Origin of the sequence: Petrimonas sp., from assembly GCF_963921705.1 — a bacterium.
Taxonomy (GTDB): domain Bacteria; phylum Bacteroidota; class Bacteroidia; order Bacteroidales; family Dysgonomonadaceae; genus Petrimonas; species Petrimonas sulfuriphila.
Genome location: NZ_OY997410.1, coordinates 727,626 through 752,034, shown reverse-complemented (window position 1 = coordinate 752,034; position 24,409 = coordinate 727,626). Strand labels below are relative to the sequence as shown.

Here is a 24,409-nt window from a genome sequence, read left to right as displayed (position 1 = left end):
AACTTTATTATTTTCCCTCTTCCTTGTTCAGAAGAAGAGTATCGACAGCTTTTTTAAGCTGGCTCTTGGGTGCTGCACCCAATACCCCTTGCGGTGTTCCGGTCATAGGAACATAAAGTATTGTGGGGATACTCTGAATACCAAATGCGCGGGCAAGTTCAGTTTCTTCATCTACATTCACCTTATAAACATAGATCTCCTCTCCATATTCGGCGGCAAGTTCTTCTAAAACAGGAGCAATTTGCCGGCAAGGGCCGCACCACGCGGCCCAGAAATCGATAATGGCAGGCTTGTCTCCTTTATACTTCCATTCCTTTTCGTTGTTGTAGTCAAAAACCTTTTCCGTAAAACTCGTCGTGTTCAACGCGATGGGTTTCACTGTTTTTTTAACCTGTGGTTCTGCTGCCCATGCGGAAAGAACCAATGTAAAAACCGCCACTATTACCGTTAATTTTCTCATTTTTATTGATTGTATATACCTGTGATTTATAAAATGTTTCCTATAAACGCCTTCATACGGACAAAAGTTTATCGAAAACGTTTAATCTGTCCCTGAAGTTTAAAACTCCATTCGATCTTTATACGATATGCTTCCCGGGCGCATGATCCCGAATTCTTTCGCGCCCACACTATCCATCCTTAATTTCCAGATCTTCACGTTATTTACCGCCGGGACTGAATAGGTAAACTTTTTATCGACATACTGTCGCATAATGATATGGAGTGCTTTTTCTTTTTCGGCAAAATCATCCTCGAATTCTACCTCACCTTCGCAGATAACACTTCCCGCCTTCATCCGGTAACTGCATGCCACATCGGGATGCTGGCGGATAAGTTCGGGGTCGGAGCAGAAGGTGACACAAATCCGCGGATTTTTCTCCATAGTACGGATGGAACGACCCTCCTGTGCAGAATGCAGGTAGATAACGCCATCTTCATAACCGAAATTCATCGGCAACACATACGGACGTCCTTCTTCGTCTGCCATACCTACAAAACATACCTTGCACGAACGGATAACGGTTTCAATACGTTCCCGCTCTTCTATTGAAAATGTTTTCATGCTCTTTCACAATTCTTTCTCAGAAGTAGAGGGCCCGTCTACACTAAGGACACCCTTTTCATCCATTTTTAATTCATCGATAAAAACAACACGCTCTTCTCCCGTTTTACGGGTTCGTCCATGATAAACGGTATACATCTTCTCACTACCTTTCAAACGAAACATCATGTTATGCCCGGTTCCGGTTACATTGCCGCCACCGTCCCTGTTTTTTTCAAGTATCGGGTTATTTCCGGCTTTTACAAACGGACCCAGGGGATTGTCGGAAACGGCATATCCTACAGCATAATTTTGCCCACCAAAAAAGTTGGCAGAGTACATCATGTAGATTTTTCCACCGTGCTCAAAAGCGAACGAGCCTTCTGTCCAACGCCGGTTTACCTCACCATTCGTAACAGAACGGCTTTCCCATTCCGTTTGCAGGTCACTCATTTTAGAAGGTGGCTGCAAAAGCAAGACCGGTTCACCGATTACGGATGTGAAGTCGTTGGATATCTCCACGCCATACACCCAACTTTCTTCAATTTCATCAAACAGGTTTTGTGAGCGTGCCCATTCCGCCACTTCACTTTCGACAGGGTTTTTGTAACAGCAACGTGAATAGTAAAGGTATGTTTTTCCCTTATGCTTCAAGATATTGGCATCGATAATGGGATAACCGGGATCGAAAAGCGGCTTATCGGACAGCTCCTTGAACGGCCCTGTCGGTTTATCGGCTACTGCCACCCCAATACGGAAATTCTCCGACTCATTTGTGGGATTTACCTTCCAGTCAGCGCTGAAAAACATGTAGTATTTGCCGTCTATTTCATACACCTCAGGCGCCCAATAATTTTTCAAAGTCCACGATTCTGGAGTGTCTCCCGAATAAACTTGTCCTTCGTACTGCCAATCCGCCAAATTGTTAGAACTGTACGCGCCAAAACCTTTTTCCACCCCACCCGTTCCGTACATATAATATTTTCCGTCGGAAGCCGAAAGAATAAATGGATCGCCAAGAGCAACCGGCAATGGATTAATATACCTGACTGGCCCTGATGACTTATTATCCGGTGCAATACATCCGGGAAAAATAAGAAGAAATAAAATGACCGTCAACAGATTTTGTTGAATCGTTTTAACCTTAAATTGTTTATGCATATTTTTCGACATCCATTCTTTTTTTTAATTCTATCGCTTTCTCTCCCGACACGAACACCGAGGGTAATTTAGGATGCAGCTGGAGTTTGTAGCCGGCGGCGTTACTCTCAACCCAGGTAATTTTATTTTTATTTATAATAAACTCATCACGGCACCGGAAAAGTTGCTCGAAATGCGTATTTTCTGCTTCAAACTCCTCCAACGTAGCATTTATTGTTAGCTCTTCCACGCTTCCGTTATTGGAAACATTGACCACTAGATAATCCCCTTTTGATTCTGCCGAAATAAACGTATTGATATCAATAGGTTTAATAAATCGTTGCAGGTTGATAAATTGAGGATCTGCCTCAGCAGGCGTTTCTTTTTTATCCAGCATTAAACTGATGTTCATTGCAGTCGCCTTCCTCAAGCGTCTTTTCATAAAATAAATATGCCGGATTAATTGCGCTGTCAGACACGGAAAGAAACCTACCGATACCACTACCCACAACATCCCCAGATAACCATGTATATCTGGAGGGAAAGCACCTCTGATATAATTGATCAACCAAATTGTTGAGGCAATGGTCATCATCTGATAAACACACATGAATAGTTCCTTACCTACTATCCATCTTTCGTTTGAAAAAAAACGCGGGAAGAATTTGAGCCAGACAAAATTGATCAGCATAGTGACGTAAGAACCTCCTGCATATAACGCTGCCGTGAGAAACGGATTATCCAGAATGTTCCTGTCTCCTAAATTAAAAGGCTGTAAAAAACTCAATACTAAAAAAACACCTGCAGCAATCACAGTACAGGTAGCGATGTAAACTTTAAAATTCGCATATCCCGGGTGAGGACGGCAAAACAGGGCTAAAATCCGGTTCATAAAACAAATAAGAATCAATATTCAAGTTGTAAAAATAATGAAAAAAAACAGCTCTCTCCCTTTTCACCTTGAAATTTTATTCCTCACTGAAGAAATCTGCCCGATCTTCTTAAACCGGACGACAAATAAACAGATCCTCGCTGCGTTATAGATGTAGCAGACCACTAATTAATAAAGGGGAAAAACCGGCCGGCCTTTCCCCTTTTGTTATGTTACCTCAGAGAGTTTTTATTTCACCTTATCCACGATGGCCTTGAACGCTTCGGGATGATTCATCGCCAAATCGGCGAGCACTTTACGGTTGATATCTATTTCATTTTTGTGCAATGCTCCCATCAGACGGGAATAGGACATGCCATACTGACGTGCGGCGGCATTGATACGTTGAATCCAAAGTGCGCGGAAGTTACGCTTTTTATTCTTACGGTCACGATAGGCATAGGTCAACCCCTTTTCCCACGTGTTCTTGGCTACGGTCCACACATTTTTGCGTGCGCCGATATACCCTCTTGTTAATTTCAGAACTTTTTTTCTGCGGTTGCGTGATGCAACATGATTGACTGATCTTGGCATAATGTTACTTGTTTTTGAATGTCAGCGTTCCCCCGGGAGGGAATCTTTGGTGCATACATCCGGTTAATAAATCGTTACGTTGGAAAGCTTCGGGCTTATTTCAATCCCAATAAGTGTTTTACGCTGTTCTCATCTACTTTGTGAACAAGTCCTGTCTGCGTAAGATTTCTCTTTTGCTTTTTGGTCTTTTTCGTTAAGATGTGACTTTTGTACGCATGCTTTCTCTTGATTTTTCCTGTTCCGGTAAGGGCGAACCTCTTTTTGGCACCGGAATTAGTCTTCATTTTTGGCATTTTGCTCTTGTTTTTTGTAAATTATTTAGTTTAGATAATCAACCCGATATTGCTCTTCCCCAAGGGGTCTCGCAATATCGCCGGTTGATGTTTATGTTGAGGCTTCCTCAGCCTTTTTCATCAAAAAGTGTGCAAAGATACAACATGTTTTTGAAAAATCGATGCGACTTTTCTTTTTTTATACTTTTATTCCGAAGGTTGTTCTTTTTTAGCAGATCCCTGCTTCTTGGGTGTCAGCATTATTATCATGCGTTTTCCTTCGAGCACCGGTAGCTGTTCTACACGGGCATAGTCCTCCAGATCGTTAGCAAAACGAAGCAGCAACACTTCTCCCTGCTCCTTGAACAGAATGGAGCGTCCTTTAAAAAATACGTAAGCCTTCACTTTAGCTCCTTCTTCGAGGAAACTTTTGGCGTGTTTCAGTTTAAAGTTGTAATCGTGATCATCGGTCTGTGGGCCGAAACGAATCTCCTTGACCACGATTTTAACCGCTTTTGCTTTTTGCTCTTTTTGTTTTTTCTTTTGCTGGTACAGAAATTTCTGATAATCAGTTATCCGGCAAACAGGCGGAACGGCAGTTGGCGAAATTTCCACAAGATCCAATTCTTTCTCTTCGGCAATCCGCAAGGCTTCTCTGGTGGGGTATATCCCCTGTTCTACATTATCGCCTACAAGGCGGACTTCGGGCACACGGATACGTTCGTTGATCCGATGTTGATCTTTTGTGTCTCTAAAGTTATTCCTCATTCGGATAGTATTATTCCTTTCTTTATAAATGTTAGTACTTTTTAGATTGTCGAAAATGAATTAAATATTTACCTGTGGATTCATCATTTCATCCACCTCCTGTTTTATTCTGTGTGCAAAAGTAGTTAATTTTTCTGAACCTTGATCAATTCCGCCTTGTTTTCTTACCGAAACTTCTTCATTTTCTGCCTCTTTCTCACCCACAATCAATAGATATGGGGTGCGTCTAAGCTCGTTGTCCCGGATTTTCCTGCCCACTTTTTCATTCCGGTCATCCACTTCAGCACGGATATCCTGCATCTTTAATGTTCGAGCGACAGAATAGGCGTAATCGTTAAATTTCTCGCTCACAGGAAGGATTACCACTTGAGTCGGCGTCAACCACAGTGGGAACTTTCCGGCAGTATGCTCAATAAGTACAGCCACAAAACGCTCCATGGAACCAAACGGCGCACGGTGAATCATTACCGGGCGATGTTTCTGGTTATCCGCTCCGGTATATTCCAGTTCAAACCTGTCTGGCAGGTTATAATCCACCTGAATGGTTCCTAATTGCCAGCGCCGGCCAAGGGCATCTTTCACCATAAAATCGAGTTTTGGCCCATAGAAGGCAGCCTCTCCGAGCTCCACCCGCGCTTTCATTCCTTTTTCTTCACAAGCTTCCAGGATAGCGCGTTCCGCTTTATCCCAATTCTCGTCTGTGCCAATATATTTTTCTTTGTTTTCGGGATCCCGCAAGGAGATCTGAGCTTCAAAATCCTTGAAATCCAACGCCTTGAAGATAATGAAAATAATGTCCATCACTTTCAGGAATTCGTCTTTTACCTGTTCGGGCATACAGAAAATGTGCGCGTCATCCTGTGTAAAGCCTCGAACCCGTGTGAGCCCGTGTAATTCACCGCTTTGCTCGTAGCGATACACCGTGCCGAATTCAGCAAGGCGAAGCGGTAAATCTTTGTAAGAACGCGGGAAAGCCTTGTATATCTCACAGTGATGCGGACAGTTCATCGGTTTTAGCAGAAACTCCTCATCTTCTTCGGGGGTACGAATGGGTTGAAACGAATCCTTACCGTATTTGGCATAGTGCCCCGATGTCACGTAGAGCTGTTTTCCCCCGATATGAGGCGTGATAACCTGTTCGTATTCGAATTGTTGTTGAATTTTTTTTAGAAATTCTTCCAGTTTCAACCGGAGTTGAGTTCCTTTTGGAAGCCATAACGGCAGTCCAGCTCCGACAACTTGAGAGAAGGTGAAAAGTTCAAGTTCTTTTCCGATTTTACGGTGATCACGTTTTTTAGCCTCTTCAATCATCTCAAGATACTCGTCCAGCATCTTTTTTTTCGGGAAAGTGATTCCGTACAGACGCGTCAGTTGCGGGCGCTTTTCATCGCCACGCCAATATGCTCCTGCTACGCTCAACACTTTTACTGACTTTATGTACGAGGTATTGGGTAAATGCGGGCCACGACATAAATCGGTAAAATCCCCCTGAGTATATGTGGTTATGGTTCCGTCTTCCAGTTCACTGATAAGTTCCACTTTGTAGTTCTCATTGCGGTCGGAGAACATTTTAATGGCATCAGCTTTCGATATATTTTTTCGCCTGATCTCTTCCTTGGCCGCGATAAGTTCCATCATTTTCTTTTCGATAGCGGGAAAATCAGATTCTTTAATGGATACGCCCTCTCCCGGATCAACATCGTAATAAAATCCGTTTTCGATGGCCGGCCCGATGCCGAATTTAATGCCTGGATAAAGTGCCTGCAGCGCTTCTGCCATCAAGTGCGCCGACGAGTGCCAATAGGCATGTTTACCTTCGGTATCCTCCCACTTGAGCAATTGAATGGCAGCATCTTCACTGATGGGTCGGGTTAGATCCCACGTTTCACCGTTTACGCTTGCCGCCAGGACTTCTTGGGCCAGTCGTGAACTAATACTCTCTGCAATTTGTAATCCTGTAATTCCTTCTTCGTATTCCCGAACCGAATTATCGGGAAATGTAATTTTTATCATAGCGTGTATATCGTTTTCTTCCAATTTTTTTTTCGAACTGCAAATGTAATGATTTTGTGGATTATAGCGTACTTATTTTTTTTTATTTTACGCTTATCGTTCGCCTTTCCTCACTGCTTCGAAATGACAACTCAATAATCCTCATTACGTTGCGGGCCTCCTCGGGTTTTACGGCAATCGCTGCTTTTCCCCAAATAGCATCGCGAAGATTCATGAAATACTCCCGGTAATCACCGTGCTCACTTTCTAGTTTTCCCTGAATTTTAATGCCTTTGTATTCCGCATTCACCGTACCCCAGATTTCCTCAGGTTCGCGCCCCCAGTTTTTTCCTTCGGGAATAGCTCCCCCGTCGAGGGTTGCCTCCTGCACATCCAATCCGTATTTCACAAACGAACCGTTCGTCCCGTGGATCATGTATGTCGGCCCCGGAATTTTACAAAGCATCCCCGATTTCAACGTAGCGGTAAAAGCAGGATAATGCAACCTCACGTCAAAATGATCATCGGCTTTTGCCCAGGGGCGTTGCGAATTTATTTCAGCAGTAACTGCCTCGGGCATCCCGAAAAACCAAAGAGCCTGATCGATAAGGTGCGCACCCAAGTCGTAAAAAATTCCCGACCCGGGAAGTGGTTTTTCCCTCCAAGCTCCGAAAGGACGGGGCTCCGGGCGATAACGGTCGAAGTGTGACGCGTAATCGCGCACTTCACCCAGTAATCCGCTGTCGAGCAATTTCCTTACCGTTTTGGTGTCGCTGGTAAAACGGCGATTGTGATAGACGGTTAGCACCTTGCCCTGTTTTTTCGCCAACTCGATTAATTCGTCGGCTTCGGCGACCGTCACGGTAAACGGCTTTTCCACCAGGACATGCTTACCCACAAGCAAAGCCGCCTTTGCCCAACGGAAATGGTCGGTATTGGGCGATGTCACGATAGCCAAATCGATATCGGGATCATCGATAATATCCTGCCCATCAGGAACAATAACCGTTGATGGATACCTCTTGTTGATCATACTGATACTGTCGGGCTTACGTGTACTGATTTTGGTGAGTTCGTAACCGTCCACTACATCTACAAACGGTGCGTGGAAAACTCTTCCGGATAGTCCGTATCCGATAATGCCTGTGCGAATGATAGTTGTCATGTTTGTCGGTTTAAGTCGTTGGTTATTCAAAGGTAATTAATTAATTCGACAAAAGAAACTCCACCAGTTTGCGGGTAGCTATAGCCCTGTGGCTGATTTTGTTTTTTTCGTCATCTCCCAGCTCTGCAAATGTTTGTTTGTAACCGTCCGGGAGAAAGACCGGATCATACCCAAACCCGGCTGTCCCGCGTTTTTCTTCTATAATCTGACCTTTTATTTCGCCTTCGAAGAAATGCCTCTCCCCATTCAACAACAGGACAATAACAGTTCTGAACCGGGCATTTCTGTTTCTTTCTCCCTGCAACACACGCAAGATTTTATCCATATTATCCTGCGGGTCACAAGCTTCGCCGGCATATCGCGACGAATAAACACCGGGCGCTCCGTCCAATGCATCCACTTCCAGTCCGGTATCATCGGCAAAGCAATCGAAGCCAAACTTATCCTTTATAAACTGCGCCTTCATCAATGCATTCTCTTCGAGGGTCGCTCCTGTCTCAGGGATTTCTTCGTGACAGTTGATTTCCGACAGACTTAAAATCTCCATGCTGCCAGCGGTTATCTTTCGGATCTCATGGAGTTTGTGCTTGTTGTTGGTGGCGAATACAATTTTCATTTTTCGTTTCTTTGTTGCACGATACGTTCGCGCTCTTTTAATTTTTCTTTGCGCAACCGCTCCTGCTCTTTCAATTTTTGCTTGCGCTCACGCTCGCGTTGCTTCAGAATTTCTTTTCGGACTTTTTCCCTTTGTTTCAAATCCCGTTCACGTTGTTTTATCCACTCTTTACGAGCTTCCTCACGCTCTTTCAATATCCTCTCCCTGTCTCTTTTCGAGAAAACGTCACCGGTTTGCCGAAGCGCTTCTTCCGCCTTTCTTTCCAATTCTTCCAGGCGTTGCTCATCAGTCAGCCGTTCGGATTGTTTAGGTGTTGGCTTCTTTGAAGAAATATCTGGTTTACCGGTTTTTTCAGGTTCCAAAGGTACGTTTTTTTCTGTTTCCGTAATCGTCTGCGGTATTTTCACCGAAACAATAAGCGGAATAGAGTCAGACAGGCCATCACTTAACTCATTAGTAACGAAAGATATATAATTTCCCAACGGTTCTCCGTCCCGAAGAATTTCCATGTTTTTATCGGAAATAACTAACGGAACAATACCGGTGGTGATATTTTGCCGAAAAATGGAATCTCCTGCAAGCATGCTGGCGTATCGGCCGGCCTCTTCAAACGAACGGAACGGTTTAATCTGAAGCGCCTCGTACGGAGAGACGTAGGTATAATCCGTGTGGAAAGACCGGATCTGGAAATTGGAGAAATTGAAATCGGAAACAGCAAAGAGCAACTCATTTTTACGGAGCGAGTTTGGTGAGAACAGAAGCAATAAACTGTGGGGGAGGTTTTTCTCCTTTTCAAAACAAACGGAATCTGCGGCATTACCTGCCACAATGTGGCTTTCCCAATCGATTCCCGAAAAGGGTTGTACATTTGCAACTAGCGTTTTCCCTTCCGAAAGACCCGCCAGGATTTGTTGAGCCATTTTCGTTTCTTCGGTACCTGGATGTTTTTGAATGAGCTCGCTTAAAGCAGTATTCAACTGTTCCGGATTACCCGATTGTGCCAACGATAAAGCGTTCAGCAACATAAATTTCGGCATCAGGTGTCCGTTGAAGAACAGTTTTTGTGCCCGCTTGAAATTTCCCTGAACCGTTTCCACCTGGCCTTGCCGGTATGCCAGATACGTCTGTTGGTAAAGCGAATCCTGAACCCGGGCATAGTTACGCACGACATGTTCGTAATCCGGGTCACTCATGGCCGCAGCATATTCACTTTGGGGAAATTCAGAAATTATTTTGTCCCTTAAGCTTTTAGCCATTGCCCGGTTTCCCATTCTCAGGTAAAGCTGGTAAAGCTGGTGATAAACCTCTTTTCGCCGGATGCTTTCCGGAAAATCCGTTAAGTGGCGGTTGTAAACCTCAACGGCAAACTCAAAATCCCCCAACCTGTCTTTCGCAATACTTCCGATACGAAACAACTCTCCTTCAATAATCTTATCGGACTCATCCGGCTGGACTGCCAGTTGCCGCAAACTGTCCTGCCTTGCAAGCACCTCCATATGCGGAACTAATTCACCCAGCACATCCGTCCGAAACTCCACCCGCGCATAATTTCCGCTACTCCGGGGTAAAGCACCCAACGCCTGGGAATACCGCGGTTCCGCTTTCAAAAAATCTTTACGTTCAAAGTAAATATCGCCCAGTGTCACTTGCGTCAACGCTTTTTCAACACCGTTTCTTACACTTTTTGCCTCCGCAAGCAGGTAGTTCTCAATGGCTTTTTCGACATTGTTTCGCGACAAGTAAACGTCTCCAATAGCCGCATAGATCCGATCGAGGTAAGTACTGTTTTTCTTGTTTTCGGCCATCTTCTGCAACTCACCTATAATCTCTCCGTCTCCAGTGGCTACTTGCGACTGTGCTACGAGGGCGTTAAATACTTCATCGTAAGGTGTACTTAATTTTTTTATTTGTTCAAAAGCGTTGTACGCATTTTCGCGTTCGCCCAGATGCGCATAAACCTGTCCGAGCAAAAACTGCAGGCGTCTTTTCTGGATTCCGCTTTTTTCGCTCTTGACGGTTTGTATAAGAAACGGAATGGCATCGCGGTATTTTTCTTGGCGAATCAATAGAAAAGCATAAAACTCCGTGAATTTATCGTGCAGATCCTTGGGTAATCTTCGCACTTGCAACGTCAACGCAAGGCCTTCGGCATCCGAAAACCATCCCATTTCTGTATAAGCCCGCATCATCCAGATTTGCGCTTCGGAAACCACATCAATATCATAGGCAAAAAGCCGTACCGTATAAGACAGTACGGAAATTGCTTCGGTATAATCCTTGTTCTGCACGTGCGCCTTTCCCATCAGGAGCCATGCCCGGTCGATAAACGGGTTGAATTCGTTTTGCCGAAGCCAGTCGCGGTATTCCTGCGTGTTGGGTTGGGCGGGGTCACGTCGCGGTTTTGCCGTGATGGAATGCTCCTGGATAGCTGTCGTCATTTTTTCAACTATCCTGTCGAAAGGGCCCCCCGGTTGCTTAACCACAGTATCGTTTGGATCAGCACTATTGGGATACATGGGTAACCATGTCTGATAATTGTCAATATGACTTTCAGTGATTGATTTTAAGGCCTCGTTGTATGCTTCTTCCGCATTAAAATAGATATTGTACCGTGTGGTAAGCTCATGCCAGGCACGTGTAGCGGGCGTATTCCTTTTGGAGGAACATCCGGTACACAGAAGAACGATAAACATTCCTGCTGCAATATGTTTTAAATATGCGTGCATATTGAGAATAGGGAATAACATTTTACACCCATGCCCCTGCCTGAGAACACACATAGGCAGCTCTATCCACAGCGGTCTGATGAGCATCTGAAGCTGATTTTCCATCAAGTATGGACGATATAAACGCACCGGTAAACGAATCGCCAGCCCCTACGGTATCTACCACGTTTACTACCGGCGTCTTTATGTATGATAGGCCTTCTGGCTTGTAAATGATGCTGTAGTTGGCTCCGGCGGTAAGGATTAAAAACTTAAGATTAAACTCTTTTAAAAACCAATGACAAACCTCTTCATCTGTAAATGGCTGTTTTTTAAACAACTTTTTCAATAAAATCAGTTCTTCATCGTTCATTTTAAACACGTTAGAACTTCTCAACGAATCCGTAATGACCTTCTCCGAATAATAATGCTGGCGGATGTTAATATCAAGAATGCGGTAAGAATCTACAGGGACGCAGGAAAGCAATGCTTGTATGGTGTTGCGAGATACTTCCGACCGCTGGGCCAATGTCCCGAAACACACGGCGTCGGCACGTTTGGCCAACTGTTTCATCGCTTCGGTGAGAGGAATATAATCCCATGCGACACCTTCATTGATCGTATAGGCAGGAATACCCTCGTTGAGTTCAACCCCTACAGTTCCTGTCGGATAGTTAACCCTTTCAATGACAGGGTTGATATTAACCTTATCGATTTCCTGTATGATTTCATCACCCAGCGCATCCTTTCCCACCGCGCTGACCGCATAACCTGCCGCACCCAGGCGGGAAGCGTGGTACGCAAAGTTTACGGGTGCGCCCCCTACTTTCTTTCCTGTGGGAAGCATGTCCCACAAGAGCTCTCCTATACCGATAATAATGGGTTTATTAATCATATTTTCTGTTTGTCAAGTTATTCCCAAACGAAGATTCAACTCACTGATGCAATTTTTACTCTCCAAAAATACAAAAAAGTATCGAAGCAGCGTTTAGTATTCCATCTTTCATCAATGGTCTCTCTTCTTCATTGACAAACAAACATTCTATTGCTTCTTCAACATATCCAGGACACCGTTAATAAACGTCAGCGGATGGGCTGGATTGCCGGGCACGTAAAGATCGACAGGATATTTTGTCAGAAAATCCCTGTCAAGAGCCGGGCTGTCAGCAAAAATCCCTCCACTAATGGCATCAGTACCCACAAGAATAACAATTTTTGGATCAGGAACAGCGTTGTAGCAGATTTCCAGTGGACCGGCCATGTTTGCAGTAATTGGCCCGGTAATCACCACTCCGTCGGCATGACGGGGTGATGCAACAAAGTCAATACCAAACCGGCTCATATCAAACTGCACATTATTGCACGCATTCAGCTCCAACTCACAACTATTGTCTCCTCCCGCCGACACCTGCCTTAGTTTTAGTGATTGTCCAAATAAAGAGCGCACCCCTTTTCTCACTTTTGAAGGTTCAACCACAATACCTTTATCGTCCCCTTCTTTAACAACCAAGTGTTCTCTAACGTTTGCAGACAGCTTATAGTCACTGGTGAAAGATATCTTTTCGGGAAACCTGAAAGCACATTCGCCACAAAAAGTGCATTTACCCAAGTCAATACAAACCGGATTTCCGGTAATCGCTCCGGTAGGACACAACTCTACCAGGGCAGCCTCATCAACCCCAGATCTTGTTATAACTGGCCTTCCCCTGAATATCCCGGGTAATTTAGCATTCGTAACGTCGGGAATATACTGTTTTCCCTGATGCCACCATATTTTTATATTTTCAAACATAATTTACCGGTTTAACTTACAGATCATGTCCGCAATACGACAAATTGAAGCTCTTATTACAAATCGGAAAATCTGATATCCCATTATTCCTGACAGCCTGGGCCAGTGCCATCCAGTTGTGAAAAGAAGGGTCCTTAATCTTATACAGGCCAAGGCTCCCCTCATTATCCGTAATGGCACAGTGACAAATTTCGCCCCGCCACCCCTCAACCAGCGAAAGGATGAACATATTCCTTTGCGGGTTCAACTTAACATCGGCTACCTCTGTGAACTCGGGGATATCAGCTATCATCTTTCTGATATAGCCGATTGACTGATGTATCTCGTCTCTTCTGAGCCTGACACGGGCATAAACATCACCGTGGTGTTTGATTACCGGTTCGTGGGTAAATCCCTCTCCAAACAGGTTAAAAGGGTGCGAGGAACGGATATCTCTGTTCAAACCACTCATTCGTGCAGCCATGCCCACAGTCCCGATCTCAAGAACCTGTCCATAAGTTACAACTCCTGTTTTCTCGAGACGTGACAAGGCTGATGGCAGTTTAAAGAATTTACTCGTCATCTCATTAAAGTCCAGCTCAAATTCATCCAGTATTGAAGCTAATCTCGCACCCAATTTCCGGGAAAACGGAAAATTTGTCCTCCCAGCGCGTATCAATCCTTTTGCTAAACGATTGCCTCCCCACTCCTGCAGGAAATTAATAATTGGTGTGCGTAATCTGCCATATACGGAGTTTCCAAGTTGATAACCGATATCAGCACAAACAGCAGACATATCACCGGTATGAATAGCAATCCGCTCCAATTCCAATGCGAGTGTTCTCGAGAAATGAAGCGAGCGGCCGGGTTTATAACCACACAAACTCTCCCATAAATTCACAAACGCAATAGTATGGCCTACTGTGGTATCACCGGCAATATTCTCTGCCAGGGTGGTCAGTTCAGCCAATTTCTTTTTTTGCAGGAACAATTGTTCTATCCCCCTGTGCTGGTATCCAAGTTGGATTTCAAGATGCATAATCTGTTCACCATTACATATAAAGCGGAAATGCCCCGGTTCAATGATACCTGCATGTATGGGCCCAACCCCTACCTCATGAAGCTCATGGCTGTCTGCGCCAAAGAAGGGGTAGTTCTCAATTGTTTCAGCCTTATCGGCTCTATCGTGTGAATACCTGACCGGTTTGAGCCACGGATGATTATTGTATTGAATCCCGAAGGCTTCATGCATTTCCCTCTCATACTTCTCGAAGTTATGATTTCTGGCTGTGAATGACTCATAAACAACTTCAGGGGCAACCGTAGCTGATGATACGTAAATCTGGTGTGTCTTGTCGTCAGCGATACAACATATCAGCTTAACATTTTCGCTGTATTCTTTTCTATTTTTATTTTCATCATACTGATCTTCAACCGGCCCACCAGATGAATAAACTCCCGTCCAGAAACCAAAATAATTTACGCAATGTCTTTCAGGAGAATCAGTCAACATACCGATATTACTTTCCAGGAACTCCTCATAAGGAAGTTCCGGAATAGAATCAAGGCTGACAGCCTGATTGTTGGATATGGAAATATATTTCATAATTTTATATTCAGTTATCTGCTCATTGAGTGGATGTACCCGAAACTTAAATCATTCATAAATTTAATCATGATTACTGAACTAGTTTTACCGATTCCTGAATTAAAACAACAAATTCAGCCGGAGGATTATAGGCCAGATAAACCGACAGCGCTAACAAAACAAACTGCGGTAAAGACTCCCATGGGCTGATGTAAGGCAACTTGTCCTCGTTAATTTGTCCAGTAGGAGTAAATAAAAGTTTAAATATATTTACACCAAAACCCCAGATTATCAATGTAAGGAGTAGCAATACAACAACCAGTAAAACCACATAATGCGATTGAAACAGTGACTGAAAAATCATAAACTCGCTAACAAACAGCCCTGACGGAGGCATTGCAGTAGCGGAAAGGAATCCTAAAAGCACTACAAATGCTCCGGTTTTATAATACCTGAAATAATTTCCCAAATCATAAACACTCTTGCTTTGGTAAATGGTGTATATCTGGTTAAACTGAAAAAACAGTGTAGGTTTAATAAAAGTATGCAATATAATATGTAAAATTGCAGCGTACACGCCTACCCCTCCTGCTGCCAGCCCCAGCACAACCAATCCCATGTGTTCAATACCGGAATAAGCAAATAAACGCTTTATATTTTTTATTCGGGTCATGTAAACAGCTGCCACAAAAACCGAAAGCAAGCCTACAATAATGATAACAGAATTTGCCCATCCTTTCAACGGGGTATGGGCTACTATAGCATAAACGCGATATATGCCAACAAAGCCAACATTCATCAATACACTTGCCAACAAAGCCCCTGCAGGCGCCGGAGCTTTGTCTTTTGCATCAATGCCTGCCGTGTACATAGGCACAAGCCCCATCTTTGCTGTAAATCCCGTGAAGATAAAGAGGAATGCAAGCTTAAGCCAGAAAACATTCAGGTTGTGATGATTCTCATACAGTACTTTAAATGACATCTCCCCAACACCTGCCGATTTGAGGGACAAACTCAAAAACAAAATACCAATATAGATAAATGTGATACTGATGGCGCAAAGGAATACATATTTCCATACTCCCTCAAGCGCACGCATACTCCGGTTATGATAAATCAGCACCGAAGCGCTCAGCGTAGTAATTTCCACAAATATCCAGGTAACAGCAATGTGGTTTGATAGATATGCCATGCAACATGATGTAATCAGCATCACCATGGCAGCAAAGAATAGCCCTCTTGCATGAGGAGCATCATTACGGGTTGCTATAAAACGATATCCATAATAAAAAGCAGGGATGCTGACAATAGTCATAGCTATCAGCATTAATAGACCCAACGAATCAGAAGTAAAATAAACCAATTGGGTTATTCCCTGATTAATATACTCGTAGACTGTTGTCGTTATAAGTAATGCCAGATAACCAACAACCAATAAATAATTGACTACTGCATTCCTGTTAAGGATTAAACCGATACTTACCAATACAGCTCCGGATAAAAAAATACCTGTCATTGTTTTTAATCTTTTAAGTTAGTCAACAGGTTTACATCCGGATCACGGATTACGTCTCCAATTTTATTGAAGAAAACTCCCAGTATAAGTACACTTGCAAAAATATCAAGCATAATTCCAAGATTTAGCAACATAGGCATCTCATTTCCAATAGCCAGAGAAAGAACAAAAACCCCGTTTTCAATAACAAGGTATCCTACAACATGTGAGATAATCTTTTTCCTGGAGACAACTAAATACAGACCCGTGAATAGGGTTGATAATGCCACAACAAAGAATGTTTTATCAAGATTCTTATCCTCTATTGAACCCGAGAGAATAATTGTTGATACAATAATCAGCGTAACAATAATTAATGACACAAAATTAGGAAGATAGGGTTCTGTTACGCGGGTAATTTTATTACGTTTAATCAGGTAATTCATAAACCAGGGTACGGCAATGGCTTTAAAAACAATGGTTTCAAGCAAAACCAACAGAAGGTTTAAGGTACTTACATCGGTAAGAGTCAGGTAAGTAGTTCCAAAAAGGATCAAACCCTGCAAAACCAGTATATACAGATAGGTCTGTAACCGATCAGCAATACTCATGTAGAGCAGTGTCATGGCCAATGCAATTAATAATATATCTGTCATAATCAATCGGTTTACATAAATTTACCAAGGATCAGCAATACCCCGAAAAATATCAATAAGGATAATGAGGTCAGTATAAAAATAAATTCAGGATTATGGCTCATCCTATATCGTGCAATAAAAGATTCAATAACACCCACTGTCACGGCGAAACAAAACTGAATCAGCATAAATAATGGAATAGAAAGAATCAATGGCAAGGCTCCAATAAAGAAATTTGAGATAATGGCACCATACATAGCAAATTTTAAATTAGTAGTAAAAGTAATTACGCCCAGGTCAAATCCGCTATTATCAAGCACCATCACCTCATGTATCATCGTCAGCTCCAGGTGAGTCTTAGGGTCATCAAAAGGCATTCTGCTATTTTCAATCATAGCAATCATTACCAGCACAAATGTGGCCAATCCCCCTAACATATAAGAGATATATGAACCAAAATCAAGTGCATTAAAGATGCTACTGAATGATGTATGGCCTGTAAATAAAGCAAAAGAACCCATTAATATAAAGAACGCAGGCTCCGCAAGCATGGCGAACAGTGCTTCACGGCTTGCCCCCATTCCTTCAAAGCTACTTCCCGTATCAAGAGCCGAAACTATGATCAGAAATTTACCTAACGCCAACAGATAAGCGAACATCACAAAGTCACCGCTAAAAGAAATAACACCCGGATGAACACCATGCGGCAGCATTAATATAGCCATCAATACAGAGGCCAAGTAAACAGTTGGAGCGATCTGAAATATAAAGCTGGTTGTTTTGCTATAGACACTTCCCTTTTTCAATAGTCTAATTATATCTTTCATATTCTGCATAATACCCGGGCCCTTGCGTCCTGAAGCTATGCTCTTTGTTCGGGTTACTATCCCAACAAAAAAGATACTGGCGAATATGATTAAAATGACACTTACCATCCTATAATTGATTTAAGAAATTTACCAGTTCAATGATCTTTTCTACGATCACAGGTAACAAGATTGTGAGTCCTACAAAAACAAAGCCGTATAAAATATATGCCTGAATATGGCCGTTTTGCAGAAATGTAAAACGTTTCAGGAAACTCCTTATAAACAACAACGGTTTATCAATTAACCAATATTCTATTTTATCATATGGGTGTGTTGCCTGGCTTATTCTGTTCGGATACAACCCGGCAGCTTCGTTCTTCTTTCGTTTAATCATCAAAACAGGCTCTGCGAGTTTACGATAGGTTCTGACAAATGAAGAAGCGGTGTACTGTGTTTTTTCAGCACTTCCGGTATAACCACACCCCCAGGTAACGTCAGAAGCCTGGCTGCGTTTTGCGGTAACCAGTTTCCTTATAAAATAAAGCAACGCGGTTAACCCAATAAAACCTAACGAGTACCATCCTATCGCGGTCAGGCTCTGTAACGTATTGCTTAATTCAAGTGTCGCCTGAGTTCCTGACCCCGGGAGGAATAAGCACACTGTTTTAATAAGCATGGGTCCAAACAAAACAGGAAATACGCCAATAATAAGTATAAACAAGGCAATAAGATATAGCGGTGCGGCTTTAATGAAACTTTCATTAACCGGAGCTAAAGGCCTTGATGAACGCGGATTGCCAAGGAACACTACTCCAAATGCTTTTGTAAAGCAAATCAATGCCAAGCCACCAATCAACACCAACCCCAAAATCGCAAAAAGTATAAAAAGTATAAACAAAAAATTATTGGATATCAACCCATTGAACAGGCCATTATAAATAAAAAACTCGGATACAAATCCATTAAAAGGGGGTAATCCACATATTGCCAATGAAGCAATTAAAAATAAATATCCAGAGTGCGGCATCTTTCGGATAAGCCCACCCAAGGTATCTATTTCCAGATTGTGAGTCGCCTGGTATACATTACCTGAAACGTAAAACAACAAGGACTTAAATAACGAATGATTGAGTACATGCAATAACCCACCTCCGAACCCACTGGCTACTAATAGCGGATTATTGTATCCAATACCCAGGCAACCCAACCCTATACCTATACCAATAATCCCGATATTCTCAATACTGTGATAGGCCAGCAACCGTTTCAGGTTATGCTGCACTATAGCTAACATCACTCCATATACACCTGTCATGACTGAGATGAACAAAATAAAATAGCCTATAAAAACCATGTCACATTTTATTAACAATACCATCCTCAGTATCCCGTATATACCAATCTTGATAATTACTCCCGACATTACACCTGAAACATGTGCAGGAGCAGCCGGATGTGCTAGGGGCAACCAGGTATGAAACGGCACAAACCCCGCTTTGATAGCAAATCCACAAAAGAAAAAGATAAATAATCCAACAGCAATAGCAGCCGGTTGGGTATAGGTTGAAGAAGAGATAGCAGCGAAATCAAAAGTACCTGTATTAACCTTTACCATCATAATGGCAATGGTTAGAAACAAAATAGAAACATGTGATTGTATCAGGAAATTAATTCCAGCCTTCAAGGTCCTGATCTTATAATGTTCAAAAATTACCAGAACGAAAGAACTCAGCGCCATAACCTCCCACAAAATAAGAAACACAAGGCCGTTCTGAACCAGGCAGATATCAACCAATGCAGTATATGCCAGCAAGTAAGCAGCAGCATGAGAGGCTAAATTACCTGACTGACTCTTATAAGCCATCATGTACCTGATACCATACCAGGCTCCTGTTGCGAAAGTAAAACTGATTATCAGCACAAACCAAGCCGATAAATAATCAATCCTTACCGGTATCTCTCCCGTAACCCATGAACCGCGATAATAAAATTCAATCAATCCATTGTTAAATACAGAAATTGCTACCACAGATGCAATAATCACCTGTATTGTTATCACACTAACGGCAAGTATACCCTTTCCTTTTGTTTTAAAAAGAGGAAAACATAAAATTGCTCCTATCGCAATTAGATTTAACAACTCTACTAAGAATTTTTCCATTTATCCATTGAAAAGTATCCCTAACAACTAAACATCTATTCTATTAAATACGCGGATACTGCATAAAATCATTATACGACACCCCATATATTGTCATTTTTTGAAAAGCAACCCCTTTCGATTAAAAGCAAATCCATAAGAAGCGATTGTGTACAGAAGGCCAATCATTATTATCGAAGTACACGCTTGTTCGAATTCCACAGTAAAATTAACATGTACATTATTCGGTTGGCACACAGAAAAAATTACACATCGATGATTATACAAAATAAATGCAAGAATAGTTGAGCTAGCAATAAGTTTTTTAAAGTCATATTATAAAAAATAAATGGTTTAGACAAAAGAAATACCAGAAAAAATAAAATTGCTTGTTTTTAAGCTGAAGATTGCTTACTTGAACCGGGATTCCATATTTTCACTATTTTTCCCGCAAAAAACATCACGATCAAAACGAAAATGATAAACGCTCCCGACGGCACATTCAGGTAATATGACAATAACAATCCTACAACGCAGGCAACAAAACTGACTCCTACGGAAAGGTAAATGATCCGGGAATAATTCACAGTAAAAAGATTGGCTGTCATCTGGGGAACAGTAATGAGCGACATCAACAGCACGATGCCGACCAACCGAATGCTTAGAACAATGGTGACGGCAACAAAAAGCATCATCGCGTATTCTATAAACCGGGTATTAACCCTCCGGGTCTGGGCAAATTGCGTATCGAATGATACCGATACAATGGCATGGTAATTGACTGCGAAAAACAGAAAAAGGACAGAAGTAAGTATGGCGAGAGAAACAATATCTGTTCGGGTAATGGTGAGGATATTTCCAAAAAGATATTCAGATAAGTTGGGAGCATATCCCGGCGTGAGAAATGTAAGCATAATTCCTACCGCCATTCCCAACGACCAGAAAACAGCGATGGCAGAATCTTCCCGAACACCTTGTTTTCGCGATAACCATTGAATACCGAATGCAGAAAACACCGAGAATATCATCGCCGAAAAGATGGGATTCAGTCCGAAATAAAAACCTATACCCAGTCCGCCAAACGAAGCATGCGTGATTCCCCCGCTGATAAAAACCAACCGGCGCGTAACCACATAGGTGCCTATAATACCACACGCAATGCTTGCAAAAAAACTTCCCAGCAATGCATTCCGAAAAAAAGCATAATCCAGTAATTCAATGATATCCATGGGTGGGGTCAAGCATGCATTTTTGCTTCGCGTAAATCACTGACAACAAGCACAATTTCGTCTTTTATCTGATCGGGGACAGCGATTCCGCGTAGCTGCAGGCTGCGTACCCATCGCGGCTTCTCTTCATCCACAATAGTGTAGAATACTTCGCGAAACTCCTCCACCTCCTTATCGGAATAACTACCGGATTCCCGAAAATGAAAACGGTCGAGCTCTTCATCATCAAAATATTCGGGTTCCTCCCGGAAAGCAGCGATAAGGCTGTCTTTCTCGCAAACCTCATGCATACCGCAACATCCGCTTTCTTTTTCCTGTTTTGTCCTTACGTCTATCGACGGGAGAGGCGTTTTACGTTCCTGTGTGTTCCCCTTTTTGCGTTGTATTGTATTGGAAATATACAACGCCATGAGAAAGAACACGATAATTCCGAGTAATATATATAAACTTGTCATTTTTTAAAGATTAAAGAATTTTATAACCAAAACAGACAGACAAAAAAGTATAGAGTTATCAGTCAATCGGTATGTCAAACCTCTTCGATACGGAACCCTGCTTTTCTGAGGTCGTCCCAGAAGTTCGGGTACGACTTGCTGACAACATGCGGATCATTCATTGTTAATGACTTAAACAGAATAGCTGCCGATGACAACGACATCGCCATCCGGTGATCGTCGTACGTGTCCATAACCGCGTTCTCTTCAACAAAGCAACGTTCACCGTCCCATTCCAGCATCTCGCTGTCGGTTTCACGCAAGACAAATCCCAGTTTTTTCAATTCCGTTTTCAGCGCTTCAATACGGTCCGTTTCTTTGATACGCAAACTTTGAACACCCGAAAAAATAAACGGCACATGCAGAAAACAACAGGTTGCGGCAAAAGTTTGCGCTAAGTCCGGTTCATAGATAAAATTATGGAAAAACTTTTTGATGGGCTTTCCTGCTTTTCGGATAACAACTCCGTTTGAAACAAACTCCGTTGAAACGCCCAGGTCCTTAAAAAGGTTTACCAGGTTGGCATCTCCCTGATAGCTGTTTTCTTTCAATCCGAGCAGGGTAATCTCGGCATCAGGGCAAAGCGCTACCATTTCGTACCAGTAAGAGGCGGCCGACCAATCCGACTCTACCTTAAAACTAACGGGTTTATAAGACTGCGGCTTGATCTTTATTCTGTTCCCCTCCCATTTAAGGTGAATACCATATTCTTCCATCAGTTTAGCGGTCAGACTGATATAAGGCTTCGATATAATTTCGTCCCGGATATTGATGATCAATCCATTCTCCATAGTGGGAGCCACCATCATTAGCGCAGAAATAAACTGCGAGCTGACGCTACCGGAGACATAAACCTCTCCACCCTGTAACCTTTTTCCCCGAATTTTCAACGGAGGACAACCTTCATTTTTCAGGTATTCAATATCTGCTCCTATTGCCTTCAATGTATCCACCAACGGATAAATGGGACGTTCGTGCATTCGTTTTGAGCCCTGAACAATCCACTCTCCGTCCATTCCGGCCAGGAAAGCCGTCAGAAACCGCATAGCCGTTCCTGCACCTTTCACGTCAAACACATTTGAATCGGAGTTGAAAGCATCGATAATAACCTGTGTATCCTCGCAATCCGAAAGATTCTCCACCGGGTTGGTATTCAAGCTAAGCGCATTCAGGATGAGAACCCGGTTGCTGATGCTCTTGGATGCCGGAAGTTCGATGGTTGTTTTTAACTTTTCGGGCGGATATATTTTGTATTGCATGCTGTGCCGCTATTTTGATGCAAAAATAATAATAAATTACGGAGTCCCAAAGCAATGGGTTGTCTTTAGGATTATTTAAACCGTTTTCTTTTCATTCTCAGAAAAGTAATCTTTTCGTAAGGATTCTCCAACCCGTTTTCGTAAACGATTCCAACATCTCCGTTACGGAAAACCGTCATGTCCGAGTATGCGGAGGGTCCATCATAAACCAATACGTTGGGTTGCCACGATACCCCACCATCACGACTAATTTGTACGGTCATCTTCTCCCTCACGGTCGAACGTGGATTGGAAAAAAGCCGGGCCGGGAGCAGACCAGCTCAATCCGTCAGTATCGGAATGGATCACAAAAACGCGCCGCCGTCAGTAGAACGCCGTATCACCAAGTCTATATTGCCTGTGTCGGAACAACCGTTCTTCCGGGCTTCGGCAAACACCAAAATCGATTCTCGCTGTGTGAGAACCACTGGCTGCTCGCTTCATTGCTATCCGATTAGTCCGTATAAAAATATCAACAAGATGGCAACTGGCGCCAGAAATTTAAGAATGAAGCTGTATACTTTCAGGAATGAGATGCTGAATTTTATTTTTCCGTCGTTGGTCAGTTCCACCTGAACAATTTTCTTGTCGAGGTACCATCCTGCAAAAAGCGAGATAAACAATCCACCCACGGGAAGCATTATTTTTGCCGAAGCCATATCCAATATATTAAAGAACTGTGGGGAAAGGGCAGAAAGAGCTCCCAGCGCCAACACCCCGATGACCACAAAAAGCAAGCCTTTTTTCCGGCTTACCTTGTGCTCTTCCTGGATATAAATCGTAACGACCTCCATCAGCGAAATGGTGGAGGTAAGCGCGGCAATCGCCAAAAGGAGGAAAAACATGGCCGACCAGATCATCGATCCTCCCATTTGATTGAAAAGCCCGGGAACGGTAATAAAGAGCAATCCGGGACCGCCTGCCACCAATTCAGAAACGATAGTATCGGGATTTGCAGTCAACGCAAAAGCCGAAGGGAAAATGACCATTCCGGCAAGAAGCGCCACTGTAGAATCGAGCAGGGATACCTGTACTGCTGTTTTTGTTAAATTCGTATTGTCCTTGAAATAGGAAGCATAAGTCATCATGCATCCCATTCCCAGGGACAGCGAGAAAAATGCCTGTCCCATGGCATCGAGGAAAACAGTGGATTTTACCTCTTGAAAATCCGGCTTAAAAAGAAAATCGATGCCCCCCCTTGCCCCTTCGAGCGAAAGTGCCCTGACAACAAGGACGATTAGCAACAGAAACAAAACCGGCATCATGATTTTTGCCGACCGTTCAATTCCTTTTTGTACCCCTGAAAAAATAAAATACGCCGTAAGAAGGACAAAAAAGGCCATTAAGCCGACCTGTTTGGGACGGTTGGCGAGCAACGTGTTAAAATTGGCTGAAAAATCGCTCACCTCTTTCAAACTTCCTGTAACGGATTGAATAAAATAATCCACAGTCCAGCCACAGACCACCATATAGAACCCCAGAATGACAAATCCGGTAAGCACTCCGAGCCGCCCCACCCATTTCCACGGGGTGTTCGGCGCCAGTTTGTGAAAAGCGCCTGCAGCATTGGCTCTTGATGAACGTCCGATTAAAAACTCTGCCACCATCAGCGGGATTCCGAAAAACAGGATGCACGCTATGTAGACGATGATAAAAATGGCACCGCCCCCGTCGGCCGTTTCACTCGGGAAGCGCCAAATATTTCCCAACCCAACCGCGGAACCCGCTGCCGCTGCCACCATACCCAATTTTGATCCGAACGTGGACCTTTTTTCGTTCATA

Annotated in this window: 23 protein-coding genes; all 23 read right to left on the bottom strand. The window is 43.1% G+C overall.

The genetic code is table 11. The features are described 5' to 3' along the window. Positions 1-7 precede the first annotated feature (7 nt). Positions 8-475, bottom strand: a complete 468-nt coding sequence (gene trxA, locus AACM02_RS03165) for a thioredoxin (protein WP_339117419.1) — start codon at positions 473-475, stop codon at positions 8-10. Between the two features lie 84 nt (positions 476-559). After that, complete coding sequence (locus AACM02_RS03160) at positions 560-1,063, bottom strand: pyridoxamine 5'-phosphate oxidase family protein (RefSeq protein ID WP_214062945.1); 504 nt, start codon at positions 1,061-1,063, stop codon at positions 560-562. A gap of 6 nt (positions 1,064-1,069) precedes the next feature. Further along, positions 1,070-2,215: a glycoside hydrolase family 43 protein gene (locus AACM02_RS03155; protein WP_339116053.1), complete on the bottom strand. Its 1,146-nt coding sequence runs from the start codon at positions 2,213-2,215 to the stop codon at positions 1,070-1,072. Continuing rightward, on the bottom strand, positions 2,196-3,074 hold the full coding sequence (locus AACM02_RS03150; protein WP_339116052.1) for a LytTR family transcriptional regulator DNA-binding domain-containing protein: 879 nt from the start codon (positions 3,072-3,074) through the stop codon (positions 2,196-2,198). The genes AACM02_RS03155 and AACM02_RS03150 overlap by 20 nt, the downstream gene beginning before the upstream one ends. Before the next feature lie 228 nt (positions 3,075-3,302). After that, positions 3,303-3,647, bottom strand: a complete 345-nt coding sequence (gene rplT / locus AACM02_RS03145; protein ID WP_071135992.1) for a 50S ribosomal protein L20 — start codon at positions 3,645-3,647, stop codon at positions 3,303-3,305. A gap of 95 nt (positions 3,648-3,742) precedes the next feature. After that, positions 3,743-3,940 (bottom strand): 50S ribosomal protein L35, encoded by a 198-nt coding sequence (rpmI, locus tag AACM02_RS03140; RefSeq protein WP_286848850.1) that lies wholly within the window; start codon positions 3,938-3,940, stop codon positions 3,743-3,745. Between the two features lie 186 nt (positions 3,941-4,126). Beyond that, positions 4,127-4,687, bottom strand: a complete 561-nt coding sequence (infC, locus tag AACM02_RS03135; RefSeq protein WP_286856008.1) for a translation initiation factor IF-3 — start codon at positions 4,685-4,687, stop codon at positions 4,127-4,129. Positions 4,688-4,747: 60 nt separating this feature from the next. Beyond that, a complete protein-coding gene (gene thrS / locus AACM02_RS03130) occupies positions 4,748-6,700 on the bottom strand; it encodes a threonine--tRNA ligase (protein ID WP_286848845.1) in 1,953 nt (650 codons plus the stop codon). Positions 6,701-6,782: 82 nt separating this feature from the next. Then, positions 6,783-7,844: an oxidoreductase gene (locus AACM02_RS03125; protein ID WP_286848842.1), complete on the bottom strand. Its 1,062-nt coding sequence runs from the start codon at positions 7,842-7,844 to the stop codon at positions 6,783-6,785. 40 nt (positions 7,845-7,884) lie between these two features. Continuing rightward, positions 7,885-8,460: a non-canonical purine NTP diphosphatase gene (locus AACM02_RS03120; protein WP_339116051.1), complete on the bottom strand. Its 576-nt coding sequence runs from the start codon at positions 8,458-8,460 to the stop codon at positions 7,885-7,887. Beyond that, positions 8,457-11,186 carry a hypothetical protein gene (locus AACM02_RS03115; RefSeq protein ID WP_339116050.1) on the bottom strand — a complete coding sequence of 910 codons (2,730 nt, stop codon included), beginning with the start codon at positions 11,184-11,186 and terminating at the stop codon, positions 8,457-8,459. Before AACM02_RS03115 ends, AACM02_RS03120 begins: the two co-directional genes overlap by 4 nt. Positions 11,187-11,208: 22 nt before the next feature. Beyond that, on the bottom strand, positions 11,209-12,060 hold the full coding sequence (locus tag AACM02_RS03110) for a carbohydrate kinase (RefSeq protein WP_339116049.1): 852 nt from the start codon (positions 12,058-12,060) through the stop codon (positions 11,209-11,211). A 147-nt stretch (positions 12,061-12,207) separates the two neighbouring features. Then, positions 12,208-12,957, bottom strand: a complete 750-nt coding sequence (locus tag AACM02_RS03105) for an NADH:ubiquinone oxidoreductase (protein WP_332455932.1) — start codon at positions 12,955-12,957, stop codon at positions 12,208-12,210. A 16-nt stretch (positions 12,958-12,973) separates the two neighbouring features. Continuing rightward, the gene (locus AACM02_RS03100; protein ID WP_339116048.1) at positions 12,974-14,542 is read right to left on the bottom strand and encodes an NADH-quinone oxidoreductase subunit C; all 1,569 of its coding nucleotides are present in this window, start codon (positions 14,540-14,542) and stop codon (positions 12,974-12,976) included. A 73-nt stretch (positions 14,543-14,615) separates the two neighbouring features. Next, entirely contained in the window at positions 14,616-16,040 is a 1,425-nt protein-coding gene (locus tag AACM02_RS03095; RefSeq protein WP_286848833.1) for a complex I subunit 5 family protein, read from the bottom strand. A gap of 5 nt (positions 16,041-16,045) precedes the next feature. Then, a complete protein-coding gene (locus AACM02_RS03090; protein ID WP_286848831.1) occupies positions 16,046-16,675 on the bottom strand; it encodes a hypothetical protein in 630 nt (209 codons plus the stop codon). A gap of 11 nt (positions 16,676-16,686) precedes the next feature. Then, complete coding sequence (locus AACM02_RS03085) at positions 16,687-17,592, bottom strand: respiratory chain complex I subunit 1 family protein (RefSeq protein WP_286848829.1); 906 nt, start codon at positions 17,590-17,592, stop codon at positions 16,687-16,689. Position 17,593: 1 nt separating this feature from the next. Beyond that, positions 17,594-19,525 carry a proton-conducting transporter membrane subunit gene (locus tag AACM02_RS03080; RefSeq protein ID WP_339116047.1) on the bottom strand — a complete coding sequence of 644 codons (1,932 nt, stop codon included), beginning with the start codon at positions 19,523-19,525 and terminating at the stop codon, positions 17,594-17,596. A gap of 476 nt (positions 19,526-20,001) precedes the next feature. Next, positions 20,002-20,835, bottom strand: a complete 834-nt coding sequence (locus AACM02_RS03075; protein WP_286848819.1) for a metal ABC transporter permease — start codon at positions 20,833-20,835, stop codon at positions 20,002-20,004. A gap of 8 nt (positions 20,836-20,843) precedes the next feature. After that, positions 20,844-21,290 (bottom strand): phospholipase, encoded by a 447-nt coding sequence (locus tag AACM02_RS03070; RefSeq protein ID WP_214063405.1) that lies wholly within the window; start codon positions 21,288-21,290, stop codon positions 20,844-20,846. 74 nt (positions 21,291-21,364) lie between these two features. Continuing rightward, positions 21,365-22,588 carry a 3-phosphoshikimate 1-carboxyvinyltransferase gene (locus AACM02_RS03065; protein WP_332455929.1) on the bottom strand — a complete coding sequence of 408 codons (1,224 nt, stop codon included), beginning with the start codon at positions 22,586-22,588 and terminating at the stop codon, positions 21,365-21,367. A gap of 71 nt (positions 22,589-22,659) precedes the next feature. Next, the gene (locus AACM02_RS03060) at positions 22,660-22,851 is read right to left on the bottom strand and encodes a sialidase family protein (protein ID WP_332455928.1); all 192 of its coding nucleotides are present in this window, start codon (positions 22,849-22,851) and stop codon (positions 22,660-22,662) included. Positions 22,852-23,073: 222 nt separating this feature from the next. Next, positions 23,074-24,408 (bottom strand): sodium-dependent transporter, encoded by a 1,335-nt coding sequence (locus tag AACM02_RS03055; protein ID WP_339116046.1) that lies wholly within the window; start codon positions 24,406-24,408, stop codon positions 23,074-23,076. Between the last annotated feature and the right edge of the window lies 1 nt (position 24,409).